This window comes from Endothiovibrio diazotrophicus, from assembly GCF_054657215.1.
On sequence record NZ_BAAHXB010000151.1, the window covers coordinates 1 to 11,988 of the forward strand.

General features: G+C 64.5%; 11 protein-coding genes. 7 read left to right on the forward strand and 4 right to left on the reverse strand.

The genetic code is table 11. From position 1 onward, the window contains the following. The first annotated feature begins 540 nt into the window (after positions 1 to 540). Entirely contained in the window at positions 541 to 1,935 is a 1,395-nt protein-coding gene (gene cysG / locus ACYQ2W_RS23600; RefSeq protein ID WP_459872976.1) for a siroheme synthase CysG, read from the forward strand. 126 nt (positions 1,936 to 2,061) lie between these two features. On the opposite strand, the gene ACYQ2W_RS23605 is transcribed toward cysG, so the two are convergent. The 4 genes from ACYQ2W_RS23605 to ACYQ2W_RS23620 form a co-directional block, all read right to left on the reverse strand. Further along, positions 2,062 to 2,253, reverse strand: coding sequence for a ribonuclease H (locus ACYQ2W_RS23605; protein ID WP_459872978.1), 192 nt, complete (start codon positions 2,251 to 2,253; stop codon positions 2,062 to 2,064). Positions 2,254 to 2,458: 205 nt separating this feature from the next. Beyond that, positions 2,459 to 2,674, reverse strand: coding sequence for a hypothetical protein (locus ACYQ2W_RS23610; RefSeq protein ID WP_459872980.1), 216 nt, complete (start codon positions 2,672 to 2,674; stop codon positions 2,459 to 2,461). A 131-nt stretch (positions 2,675 to 2,805) separates the two neighbouring features. Then, on the reverse strand, positions 2,806 to 4,842 hold the full coding sequence (locus ACYQ2W_RS23615; RefSeq protein WP_459872982.1) for a methyl-accepting chemotaxis protein: 2,037 nt from the start codon (positions 4,840 to 4,842) through the stop codon (positions 2,806 to 2,808). A gap of 172 nt (positions 4,843 to 5,014) precedes the next feature. Continuing rightward, a complete protein-coding gene (locus tag ACYQ2W_RS23620; protein WP_459872984.1) occupies positions 5,015 to 6,082 on the reverse strand; it encodes a S1 family peptidase in 1,068 nt (355 codons plus the stop codon). A gap of 668 nt (positions 6,083 to 6,750) precedes the next feature. Between ACYQ2W_RS23620 and ACYQ2W_RS23625 the strand changes: the two genes are divergently transcribed. The 6 genes from ACYQ2W_RS23625 (at position 6,751) to ACYQ2W_RS23650 (ending at position 11,898) form a co-directional block, all read left to right on the forward strand. Next, positions 6,751 to 7,329, forward strand: coding sequence for a c-type cytochrome (locus ACYQ2W_RS23625; RefSeq protein WP_459872986.1), 579 nt, complete (start codon positions 6,751 to 6,753; stop codon positions 7,327 to 7,329). A gap of 18 nt (positions 7,330 to 7,347) precedes the next feature. Continuing rightward, complete coding sequence (locus ACYQ2W_RS23630; protein WP_459872988.1) at positions 7,348 to 8,622, forward strand: FCSD flavin-binding domain-containing protein; 1,275 nt, start codon at positions 7,348 to 7,350, stop codon at positions 8,620 to 8,622. A gap of 193 nt (positions 8,623 to 8,815) precedes the next feature. Next, the gene (locus ACYQ2W_RS23635; protein ID WP_459872990.1) at positions 8,816 to 9,445 is read left to right on the forward strand and encodes a D-sedoheptulose-7-phosphate isomerase; all 630 of its coding nucleotides are present in this window, start codon (positions 8,816 to 8,818) and stop codon (positions 9,443 to 9,445) included. A 196-nt stretch (positions 9,446 to 9,641) separates the two neighbouring features. Beyond that, entirely contained in the window at positions 9,642 to 10,142 is a 501-nt protein-coding gene (rfaH, locus tag ACYQ2W_RS23640; protein WP_459872992.1) for a transcription/translation regulatory transformer protein RfaH, read from the forward strand. A 425-nt stretch (positions 10,143 to 10,567) separates the two neighbouring features. Continuing rightward, the gene (locus ACYQ2W_RS23645; RefSeq protein ID WP_459872994.1) at positions 10,568 to 10,942 is read left to right on the forward strand and encodes a MarR family EPS-associated transcriptional regulator; all 375 of its coding nucleotides are present in this window, start codon (positions 10,568 to 10,570) and stop codon (positions 10,940 to 10,942) included. Further along, a complete protein-coding gene (locus tag ACYQ2W_RS23650) occupies positions 10,939 to 11,898 on the forward strand; it encodes an NAD-dependent epimerase/dehydratase family protein (protein ID WP_459872996.1) in 960 nt (319 codons plus the stop codon). The genes ACYQ2W_RS23645 and ACYQ2W_RS23650 overlap by 4 nt, the downstream gene beginning before the upstream one ends. Positions 11,899 to 11,988: the final 90 nt, after the last annotated feature.

Genomic DNA, 11,988 nt, shown 5'->3' on the forward strand with positions numbered 1-11,988 from the left:
CCCAGACCTCCGCGCCCTGCCCCGTTGATGGACGCAGAGCGTCCGAGGTATCCGGTTACGACGCAGAGCGTCGTAACCAGGGACAAAAGTCGGTTCCTTCACGTTTCCCCTCGTTCCCACGCTCCGCGTGGGAACGCCGCACTTCGACGCTCCGCGTCGTGTCGAACGGAGGCATCGAGACCTCCGCGCCCTGCCCCGTCGATGGACGCAGAGCGTCCGAGGTATCCGGTTACGACGCAGAGCGTCATAACCAGGGACAAGTCGGTTCTTTCATGTTGAAACGCACGGTTCGGGCGGAATGCCGAGCTCTACGAGTGGTGTCGCAGGTTCTATCACAGTGGCCTAGCCCCAACGCCCTTTGTGGTGGGGCTGGCCCGCTATTGAAACCCCATACCCCTTGCCCCTATATCCGAGTGACAAACTCGGTTGTTGTGGGAATTTTCCTACTCGTGGTGGGGCTTAATCGTCACGGGTCTTTCGAATAACCGAGCAAAGTCGTATATTAACCGGTTCTTAATTATCTGCCCGGCGAGGGGTGCCATGAATTTCTTCCCGATCTTCCTCAACATCAAGGAGCGCCCCTGCCTGGTGGTGGGCGGCGGCGAGGTGGCTGCGCGCAAGGTGACCATGCTGCTGAAGGCTGATGCGCGGGTCAGCGTGGTCGCCCCTGAATTGAGCGACTCCCTGCGCACGATGGTGGAAAAGGGGCGTGGGGTGAGCCATCGCGTCGGCACCTTCGCGGAGAGCGACCTGGAGGGAATGACCCTGGTGATCGCCGCCACCGACGACGCGGCGGTCAACCGCCAGGTCTCCGCGTCGGCGAAGGCGCGCAACCTGCCGGTCAACGTGGTGGACCAGCCCGACCTCTGCACCTTCATCGTCCCATCGATGATCGACCGCTCGCCGGTGCAGATCGCCATCGGCACCGGCGGCGCCTCGCCGGTACTCGCTCGCCAGTTGCGTTCCCGCCTGGAGGCGGCGATCCCTTCGGCCTATGGTCGGCTTGCCGCGATGGCCGAATCGTTCCGTGAGCGGGTCAAGGCGCGCTTCCAGTCCGAGGAGCGGCGCAAATTCTGGGAACGGGTGCTCGAAGGGCCGATCGCCGAGAAGGTCTTCGCCGGCCGCGACGACGAGGCGCGCAAGGATATCGAGGAGGCGATCGCCGCGGGCGCGACCCCCAACGAGACCATGGGTGAGGTCTATCTGGTGGGTGGCGGTCCCGGCGATCCGGATCTCCTCACCTTCCGCGCCATGCGTCTGATGCAGCAGGCCGACGTGGTGGTCTACGATCGGCTGGTCTCCAAGGCGGTGATGGAGATGGTGCGCCGCGATGCCGAACAGATCTATGTCGGCAAGGAGCGCGACAACCACGCCATGCCCCAGGAGGAGATCAACCGGTTGCTGGCGCGGCTGGCCAAGGAGGGCAAGAAGGTGCTGCGGCTGAAGGGCGGCGACCCCTTCATCTTCGGCCGCGGCGGCGAGGAGATCGAGACCCTGGCCGAGGAGGGGGTGCCGTTCCAGGTGGTGCCCGGGATCACCGCCGCCGCCGGCTGTGCCAGCTATGGCGGCATTCCGCTGACCCACCGCGACTACTCCCAGTCCTGCACCTTCGTCACCGGTCATCTGAAGGACGGTTCGATGAATCTCAATTGGTCGGCGTTGGCCCAGCCCAACCAGACGGTCGCTTTCTACATGGGGCTGAAGGGGCTGCGGGTGATCTGCCGGAAGTTGATGGACCACGGCATGTCGCCCGACATGCCGGCGGCACTGGTGCAGCAGGGGACCACGCCCAATCAGCGGGTCTACACCGGTACGCTCGGCACGCTGCCGGCGCTGGTGGAGCGTCACAACGTCAAGGCACCGACCCTGATCATCGTCGGTGAGGTGGTGACCCTGCGCGACAAGTTGGGGTGGTATCAGCCGCCGGGGGCGTGACCCTTCGCGGAGCGGAAACGGCGGCAGCCTTCGGGTTGCCGCTTTTTTTCGGATTGCCGGTTTTCGAATGCGGCGGCGGGGCGGGTGGTATCTCCCGGCCCGCCGCGCGGGGCGGGGCGGGGGGGGTCAGGTCTCGAACAAGTTGTCGATGGCGTCGAGTCCCTCCTGGACGATGGCGGTGAGGTCTTCGGGATCGTCCTCGTGCTCGCAGGCCATGGAGGTGTAGACGGCGAGGGACTTGAGGGCGCAGGCGATCTTGGCGACCTCCTCGGCGGTCAGGGTGACACCCTCTTTTACTTTCCAGTTCTCTTGGGCCACGGTTGGTTCTCCTAGCGTTTGTGTTCTCGATGCGACGTCGGCGTCGGCCTCCGGGGAGGCGGGCATCCCATTCCGCCTCCGCAGCCGGAGTCCGTGTGGCGGAGGGGTCGTTATGCCCCCTTTCCGCGGCTTCTACCTTAGAGGAATAACCACGGGCACGCCAGGGTTGGCGATGTTTTCGGGGGATGTGGGGGCTCCCGCCCGGTCACCGGTAGCGTTGGTTTTTGCGGTAATCATCGCGCAGTTCGTCGGGGATGCGGTCGCGGGGGCCGGGGTTCTTGTTCGGGTCCCAGGTGGTATAGAAGCTGCGGTGTCTGAGCAGGTGGTGGTCGCGGCGATGACGAGCGGAGCGACGCCAAAGCAGGACCAGCAGCAGGAGCGCGGCAAACAGGCCGATCAGGGCGAAGGCGGCGGTGGTCAAGGCCGGGTTCCTGGTAGGGATCGATTGCCTATTGTATCGGGCTTTGGGGGGGCTGGCTTCGTTTCTGTTTGACGGAGTCCTACGGAAGGCGGAGGGCGGCCGGGCGCCGCCCCCCTTGGCGGGGTCGGAACTCAGAACTCCTCCCACTCGTCGTTGCTGTCGGCGGCGGGGGCGGGATGCCGCTTGGCCGGGGAGGAGGGGGCGGCCAGCTTTTTGGTCGGTTTGGGCGAGGCGGCGGCCGGGCGGAGGGCGGGGGGTTTGGGTTTGGCGCGACGCGGGGTAGCGCTCTCGTGGCCCCCGTCCACCTTGAAGAAGCCGATCGCCTCGCGCAGTCCGGCGGCCTGGTCCTCCAGGGACTTGGAGGCGGCCGCGGCCTCCTCCACCAGCGCGGCGTTCTGCTGCGTCACCTCGTCCATCTGCATGATCGCCTTGTTCACCTGCTCGATGCCGGTGGTCTGCTCGGCGCTTGCCGCGGCAATCTCGGAGACCACGTCGGTGACGTTCTTCACCGCCTGGAGGATCTCATGGAGGGCGCTGCCGGAGGCGTCCACCAGTTTCGATCCCTCATCCACCTTGGCCACCGAGTCCTTGATCAGTTCGGAGATCTCCTTGGCCGAGTCGGCGGAACGTTGGGCCAGTTTGCGCACCTCCTGGGCCACCACCGCGAAGCCGCGACCCTGCTCGCCGGCGCGGGCCGCCTCCACCGCCGCGTTGAGCGCCAGCAGGTTGGTCTGGAAGGCGATCTCGTCGATTACCCCGATGATGTCGGCGATCTTCTTCGAGGAGGCGTTGATTTCGGCCATGGCGGTGACCGCCTGACTCACCACCTCGCCGCCCCGTTCCGCTTCGTTGCGCGCGCCGGAGGCGAGCTGATTGGCCTGGCGGGCGTTGTCGGCGTTCTGTTTCACCGTGGAGGTGAGCTGCTCCATGCTGGAGGCGGTCTCCTCCAGGCTGGAGGCCTGCTCCTCGGTGCGCTGGCTGAGATCCGAGTTGCCCTGGGCGATCTCGCCGGAGCCGTTGGCCACCTCGTCGGTGGCGCCGCGGACGTGGATGACGATCTCGCGCAGCTTCTCCACCATGTCACGCATGGCGGCGTAGACGCCGGTGGCCTGTCGGGTGTCGTCGAAGTGGATGCGCAGGTCGCCATCGGCCAGCGTGCGGGCGATCCGTTCCATCTCGGAGGGTTCGCCGCCGAGGGGGCGCTTGATCACCCGCACCAACAGCCAGGAGAGCGCCACGCCGAGCAGCAGGGAGCCGATCGAGAGCCAGATCACGGTGGTGGTGGTGGTCTCGTTGTGGTGCTTGATCTGGGGGCCCAGCTTGTCCTGCTCGGCCTGGATCGAGAGCTTTACCTGCTCGACGGCGTCGGCGACCACCGGACCGATACGGTCCATCTCGTCATTGATCACGGCGTTGCGCTCGTTGACGATCCGGTTGATGTCATCCAGGGCGGAGGCGTAGTTTGCCACCGCCTCCTTGAATTTGGCGAGGTGGGCGCGTCGCGTCGGGTTGTCGAGCCGTTGATCGAGATCCGCCATTCTGCGGGAGACCTCTTCGTCGATGTGCTTGTGGGCGACATCGGCATCGGCCTGGCGGTTGGTGTTCAGGTATTTGATCGCGTAGATCCGGGTCAGCAGCATGCTCTCCATCAGGCGGGCGGCGTAGAAGGCGGTCTCGGCGTCGCCGTCGCGGTAGGCCGATTCCATGATCTGGTCGATCTCCTCGGCGGCCGTGGCGCCGTTGGGGTCGAGACGGCCCTTCACCACCTGATTGCGCTCCGTCATGAAGTTGACCACCTGATCGAAGGCCTTGTCGTACTTGGTCACCTCTTGCTCGATCAGCGCCATGTGCTTGGCGCGCTCGGGTGCGGTGATGTCACGTTTCGCCTCGCCGACGAACTCCTCCATCTTGGCGAAGCGCTCCTTGAATTTCGCCACCGCATCGTCGCTCTCGGTCTGCAGGTAGACCTTGCCGAAGAACCGGGCATACATCATGTTGGCCTGTATCCGGCCGGCCAGATTGGATTGGCGGGCCATCTCGCGGTAGTCGTTGAACCCCCGCACCGAGGTGGAGAGTCCGATGTAGGCGGCCGTGGAGATGACGATGAGCAGGAGGAGGATGGCGGCGAAGCCAAGGCTGATCTGGGTTCCGAGGCGCATATTTTTCATGTTCTGAGTTCCATTGGGTGGTTGGGATGGAGCCGCCTCCGGCCGGGGGCTCATCCGCAGCTAATGACAGCCCTAAATGGCGTCCCAGTCAAGTTGTGGAAAAAGGACTGGCGAGCGGCAGGAATCCGCCTGCATCTCGCTGATGTTAGGGAAATTCCGGTGCGGGGCGCACTCAGGGAACGGTGATCTCCTCGATGTTGGAGAGCTGGCCGAGACAGGTGCCGTTGTAGGGCTGGATCGCCACGTACAGGTGGGTGCCGGAGGAGAGGTTGGCGGTGAGCGAGGTGTGCGCGCCGACATCGATCTGGTCGATCGGACTGAGTGCCGGGGCAGGGGCGTAGTAGAGGCGGTAGCCGGTGGCGCCGGCGGTCGCGGCGTAGTGGACGGTGGCGTCGTTGCCCGTGACGTTCGTGCCGATGGTCGGGGTGGCGGGGATTTCGGTTTCGCTGCACACCGTATCCGAGATCCATTGGGCGTAGCGGGAGACCCGGGTGTAGACCCCGTAGGTGTAGGGCTGGGCACAGCCCTCGCCGAAACTGACCACGCCGACCTGCACCGAGCCGCCGTTGCCGTCGTCGATCACCAGCGGTCCGCCGCTGTCCCCCTGGCAGGAGTCGCGTCCGCCCAGGCCGTTGCCGGCGCAGATCATGTTGTTGGTGATGGCGCGGGTACTGTAGCTGGCCTGGCACGCCTCGTTGGAGACGAGTGGCAACGAGACCTGGTGGAGGATGTAGGGGTAGAGGTTCTGGCTGGCGGAGGTGGTGCCCCAGCCGATCACGGTGGAGGTGGTGCCGTCGGCGGCGAAGAAACGGTCGTAGATCGGGCCGGGCAGCCCCGGGGGTTCGACGCCGTCGACCGCCTCGGAGAGCTCCAGCAGGGCGATGTCGCCGTCGTCGAGGGCCGGTGTGTAGTCGGGGTTGACCACGACCCGGCTGACGGTAATGCGCTGTCCGTCGAGCGCGGCGAGGTTGGTGCGGCCGATCACCACGTCCACCGCCAGGCTGGTGTCGACGTTGTCGTGGCGGTCGAGGAAACAGTGGCCGGCGGTGAGCACCCAGCGTGGGTGAATCAGGCTGCCGCCGCAGAACTGGCCATCGTAGCTGCTCGCATAGTCGTGGTAGACCAGCGCGGTCATCCATGGCCACTCCGCGGTGCTGGTGGCGCTGCCGCCGATGATCTTCGGCGCGGTGTGGGAGGCGGCCTGGGCGCAGGAGAGGGCGAGCAGGAGCGGGAGGGCCACGGGGAGGAGGGCTTTCGGCGGATGGTTCATGGGGCTGGGCTCTCGGTTGGCTGTGGTTGCGGTAATGTACCGTGGTGGGTCGAAGGATGAAAACATCCGGGATGTCCCAATTCCGCGCCGCGCGGGCATGATAAGAATATTCCTTTTTTATTATTTTCTAACTAACCGATTTATAACGATTTTCCATGAATTTTATATTTGGTTGACATCTTTTGGGCGCAGGAATAGATTTCAGCGATCCAGTAATACTACTGAATGTTTCTCGTAAATTACCAATTCATTGTTTACTGATTTTCTCTTGGTCTCCGAGGGGCTTCGGCGCCCTGCGGGGCCGAGGGCCGGCAAAGAGCCCGGAAAGGGCCGTGGGAGGTCGGGGCACCACTTGGATGGTGTGATTGCGCACGGGGCGTTCGCAGGGAGTGGGCGGATTTCCCCGGACGGTGGCGCGGCGGCGATCCGGTGCTGGTCCGGTGTCGTGCCGAAGCGCTTCGAGGGGCTCCCGGGTGAAGGGGGCGGGCCGGATGAACCTGCGGGACTCCCGCTGGGCGAACCGGTTGCCGGCGACGCTGAGGGAACGGCGCCGGCGGAGATCGACAGGCGGACACAACAACCGCCGCGCGTGGTGCGTGGCGATACGAACGAAGCAGTACTGCTTAGGAGGATCATAAATGGTGCGTAGAACCGTGAAATACGCTCTGCTGGCGGGAGGTCTCGCGCTGAGCTCCGTCGCCACCGCCGGGGGCATGGCCAGCGGCGCGATGTTGGGCAACACCTGTGCCGGTTGCCACGGCACCAACGGCCACAGTGCTGGCCCTGCCGCGCCGAGCATCGCCGGCATGAACGATGAGTACTTCGTCGAGCGGATGAAGGAGTACCGTGAAGGCACCCAGCACTCGACGATCATGGGCCGCATTGCCAAGGGCTACACCGACGAGGAGTTCGTCGCCCTGGCCAAGCACTTCGCCGCCCAGCCCTACGAGATGGTGACCCAGACGTTTGATGCCGAGAAGGCCAAGGCGGGCGCCAAGCTGCACAAGAAGAGCTGCGAGAAGTGCCACGAGGAGAATGGTCTGAAGGGTGAGGAGGCCGGCAAGCTGGCCGGCCAGTGGATGCCCTACCTCCATTACACCATGGAAGACTTCCGCTCCGGTGCGAGCGAGATGCCGAAGAAGATGGCCAAGAAGGTGGAGAAGCTGAGCGACGAGGACGTCGAGGCGCTGCTTCACTTCTACGCCAGCCAGAAGTAATTGAGGGGGAGCAATACAATGAGTGAGATGACCCGTCGAGGTTTCGTGAAACTGGCCGGTGCGGCGACCGCGGCCGGCACGTTGGGGCTGCCCCACATCGCCCGCGCCGCCGGCAAGCGGGTGGTGGTGGTCGGTGGCGGCACCGGTGGCGCCACCGCCGCCAAGTACGTTCGTATGATGGATCCCTCCGTCGAGGTGACCCTGATCGAGAAGAACGCCCACTATCACACCTGTTATATGAGCAACGAGGTGCTGAGTGGCGAGCGGACCCTGGATTCCATCCAGTTCGGCTACGACGGCCTGAAGGGCCACGGCGTCAACGTGGTGATGGACGAGGTGACCGCCATCGATCCGGTGGCGAAGAAGGTGACCACCAAGGGCGGCAAGAGCTACGCGTTCGACCGCGCCATCGTCTCCCCCGGCATCGCCTTCAAGTGGGAGACCATCGAGGGCTACGACGAGCAGGTGGCGGAGAAGATCCCTCACGCCTGGAAGGCCGGTCCGCAGACCGCGCTGCTGCGCAAGCAGTTGGAGGCGATGAAGGATGGTGGCACGGTGATCATCGCCGCGCCGCCGAATCCCTTCCGCTGCCCTCCCGGTCCCTACGAGCGTGCCTCGCAGATCGCCATGTACCTGCAGGAGCACAAGCCCAAGTCGAAGGTGCTGATCCTCGACGCCAAGGACAAGTTCTCCAAGCAGGGGCTGTTCACCGCGGCGTGGAAGAAGTTCGGCTACAACATCGAGTGGGTGAAGGCGGCCGAGGACGGCAAGGTGCTGCGCGTCGACGCCGACAAGATGACCGTCTACGGCGACCTCACCGAGCACACCGGCGATGTGATCAACGTCATCCCGGCGCAGAAGGCCGGCGCCATCGCGCAGATGGCCGACCTCACTGACGGCGATTGGTGTCCGGTGGACAAGGGCACCTTCGAGTCGAAGAAGCACCCCGGGATCCACGTCATCGGCGACGCCTCGGTGGCGACCAAGATGCCGAAGTCGGGCTACTCCGCCAACTCCCAGGCGAAGGTGGCCGCCGCCGCGGTGGTGGACCTGCTCAACGGGCGTACCCCGGGGACCCCGTCCTACGTCAACACCTGCTACTCCATCGCCGGCAAGGATCACGGCTTCTCGGTGGCGGCGATCTATCGCTACGACGCCGCCGAGGACCTGATCGCCCCGGTCAAGGGGGCCGGTGGCCTCACCCCCGGCGATGCCTCGGCCGCCGATTTCGCGCGGGAAGTGCAGTACGCCCACAGCTGGTTCAACAATATCACTGCCGACACCTTCGGCTGAGCAGTGGCGGGTTGATCCGCTGAATGCGTGAGACGGGGCCTTCGGGCCCCGTTTTTCTTGGACGGGCCAGCCTGCCTTTCTCGGCGCTGAAGTGGTTCGGGGAGGGGGGGGAGCGTACAATTCCCGGTTGTCGGGTGGTGGGCCGCGGTGTTCGCCACGTTGGCCAAAATGTATTGCCGATTCGAGGTGGAGAGTGATTGACGAGAGCGATAACCCGGGGTGGTCGGCGGCGAGGGAGGGGATTCGAGCCGCATTCGAGGAGTCCATCGCGGTCAAGCAGGCGGTGCTTGACGGTGGTGCGCTAGATGCATTGATAGGGATGGCCGAGCGGATCGTCGAGGCGTTGACGGCGGGGGGGAAGGTCATGTTGTGTGGCAACGGTGGTTCGGCCGCCGACGCCCAGCATCTGGCGGCAGAGCTGTTGGTGCGCCTGCGCCCCGAGGTGAGCCGGGATGGAATGGCCGCCATCGCCCTGGCAATGGACAGTTCCACGATGACTGCCTGTAGCAACGATTTTACCTACGAGGCGCTGTACGAGCGCATGGTCGCCACACTGGGGCGGCCTGGAGATGTGCTGCTCGGGATCTCTACCTCGGGGCGATCGGTAAACGTCAATCGGGCGCTGCGTATGGCTCGTGAGCACGGCATCCACACCTTCGCATTTCTCGGCGGCGATGGAGGGGAGTCCCTGGCTTTGGCCGACATCGCCTTTGTGGTGCCGAGCGCCGTCACCAGCCGGGTCCAGGAGGCCCACATTACGGCGGGTCACGCGTTGGTGGGGCTGGTCGAGGATCGGCTGTTGGCGGGCGGCCATATCGGGTGACGTGTTGCCGTCGGTCGTCGCCCGCCATGGAGCCACGTCGCATCCTGCATCTTCTCATTTGAATCCGTCTCGATTCCGCAGCCGGGCGCGGATTCCGGTATCGCCAACCGATCCGGTTCGGGATGCCTCCGCGCAGGCGGTTTCCCCTTCCGGAATCGCGATTCTATCGTTCCCTTCACGGAGCAGTGTTACGCCTATGGAGCAGTGGTATGTCGTTCATACAAAACCGCGCCAAGAGGGGGTGGCGCTGGAAAATCTCGGTCGACAAGGATTCCAGTGCCTTTTTCCGCGGGTCCGTATCTGGCGGAACCGCCGTGGTCGCCGGGTCCCGCTGGTCGAGCCGCTGTTTCCCCGTTATCTCTTCGTGCAGCTGGATTTCGGGGTGACCAATCTGGCGCCGATCCGTTCCACCTTCGGCGTGAGCGATCTGGTCCGCTTCGGTGACCGGATTCCGATGGTCCCGTTCGACCTGATCGAGGCGTTGCGGGCGCAGATGGATGAGGCCGGCGTGGTCGAGGAGCTGGCAAAGGGTTTTGCCAAGGGGCAGAAGGTGCGGATCACCCAAGGCCCACTGGAGGGGTTGAGGGGCGTCTTTCACGCTGCCAGCGGTGAGCAGCGGGCGCTGTTGCTGATGGAGCTGCTGGGTAAACGGAGTCGGGTGACCGTTCCCCTGGTCTCGTTGGAGAAGGAGGTGTGAGCCCCCGTTCGTTCCCCCACTGCGCGCGGATGGTGGGTTCCGAACCGCTCCCTCCAAGCCCTAAGGGGGCAGGGCGGGTGGCCCCCGTCATGGGACAATCGGTGGTAAAAATGCTTGAATCCAACCCGTGGATTTGCCGTTTGCGCAGCCCGCGATCACCGGTTGACACGCTATACGTGCCTCATTACCCTTTCCGCGTTCAGAGCTTGAACGGCCTTGCGCCAATTCGCTGTAGCTTGTTGTTTTTGCTGGGTCTGATGACTTTGGCATGGCGGTAGCGTGCCCGATTCCGATTGCCGACTCCGGGGTCGCCAGCAACGGCTGTGGGGATGATGCCCTGGTCTCGTCAGCGGCGGGCAGGGCTTGGCGTCCTCTCTATCAGGAAAGCAACCCATGACCACCCTCTCCCCGGGTGTTTTTTTTACTTGGTGAACGAAGAAACCCGCTATCGTCTGCTCAAGTTGCTGAGCGATAACCCGGACGTGAGCCAGCGTCGCCTGGCCAAGGCGCTCGGGGTCAGCCTCGGCAAGGCCAACTATTGCCTGAAGGCGCTGGTGGAGAAAGGGTGGGTCAAGGCCGGGAACTTCGCGCGGAACGAGGACAAGCGGGCCTACGTCTATCTCTTGACGCCCAAGGGGATCGAAGAGAAGGCGCGGGTCACCCTGCATTTCCTCAAGCGTAAGCAGCGGGAGTACGACGCCCTGGAGCAGGAGTTGGAACGGTTGAGGAGGGAGGCCGCGGAGTTGTCGTGGGTGGAAGACGCGGAGCCACTACAAGAGCGGGAAAAAGGTCGCGAATGAACTATCTCGTCACCGGTGGTGCCGGTTTTATCGGTTCTCATCTGGTGGAGACGTTGCTGGCTCGTGGTGAAAGGGTGCGGGTGCTGGACAACTTCTCTTCCGGTTCATGGGACAACCTGGCTTCGGTGAGGGAAGAACCGCGGTTGGAGGTGATCGACGGGGACGTGTGCCGCACCGCCGATACCCGGGCGGCCATGGAGGGCATCGACGTGGTCTTCCATCTGGCCGCCCTGGTGTCGGTGGCGGCGTCGGTGGAGGAGCCGCTGCGCAGCTTCACCAACAATACCCTGGGGACGTTCAAGCTGTTCGAAGCGGCGCGCCAGAGCGGGGTCGCGCGGGTGATTTACGCCAGCTCGGCAGCTGTCTACGGCGACAATCCCAATACCCCTCTGCGCGAGGAAGAGCCAGCCCTCCCCTTGAGTCCCTACGCGCTGGACAAATCCTATGCCGAGCAGCTCGCCGGGCTCTATTTCCGTCTTTACGGGATCGAGTCGGCGGGGCTGCGGTATTTCAACGTCTTCGGACCTCGTCAGGATCCCTCTTCGCCCTATTCCGGGGTCATCTCCATCTTCATCGACCACGCCCATCGCGGGGAGTCGGTCGCCGTCCATGGAGATGGTGGCCAGACTCGGGATTTCGTCTTCGTCACCGATGTGGTGGCAGCGAATATCGCCGCCGCGGACAAGGCGGCGATGGGCGCCGTCTGTTACAACATCGGTACCGGTACGGCGATCAGCATCAATGAGCTGGTCGAGCGGATCGGCGAGGTCTCGGGACGCCCTGTAGAGTACGGCTACGGGTCGGCGCGGGGGGGCGATATCCGCCACTCCGTGGCCGATGTCAGGCGGGCCCAGCGTGAGCTGGACTGGGTGGCGCAGCGGTCGATCTCGGACGGGCTCGCCGAAACCTATGCCGCTGCGACACGGGGCGGCAATGGATACTCGCGGGTGACGTGAGGTGGGGCCCGCCGGGGTTTCCGTCCGCGGCCGACCCGACGATTCAACGTGTACTAAGGGCCCGCGAAAGAATAACTTCCTGTTTTGGAC

What these genes read in the sequence shown, in the direction of transcription:
- cysG (WP_459872976.1), top strand. Translation starts at nt 541, where the DNA reads ATGAATTTCTTCCCGATCTTCCTCAACATCAAGGAGCGCCCCTGCCTG.
- ACYQ2W_RS23615 (WP_459872982.1), bottom strand. Translation starts at nt 4,842, where the DNA reads ATGAAAAATATGCGCCTCGGAACCCAGATCAGCCTTGGCTTCGCCGCC.
- ACYQ2W_RS23625 (WP_459872986.1), top strand. Translation starts at nt 6,751, where the DNA reads ATGGTGCGTAGAACCGTGAAATACGCTCTGCTGGCGGGAGGTCTCGCG.
- ACYQ2W_RS23630 (WP_459872988.1), top strand. Translation starts at nt 7,348, where the DNA reads ATGAGTGAGATGACCCGTCGAGGTTTCGTGAAACTGGCCGGTGCGGCG.
- rfaH (WP_459872992.1), top strand. Translation starts at nt 9,642, where the DNA reads ATGGAGCAGTGGTATGTCGTTCATACAAAACCGCGCCAAGAGGGGGTG.
- ACYQ2W_RS23650 (WP_459872996.1), top strand. Translation starts at nt 10,939, where the DNA reads ATGAACTATCTCGTCACCGGTGGTGCCGGTTTTATCGGTTCTCATCTG.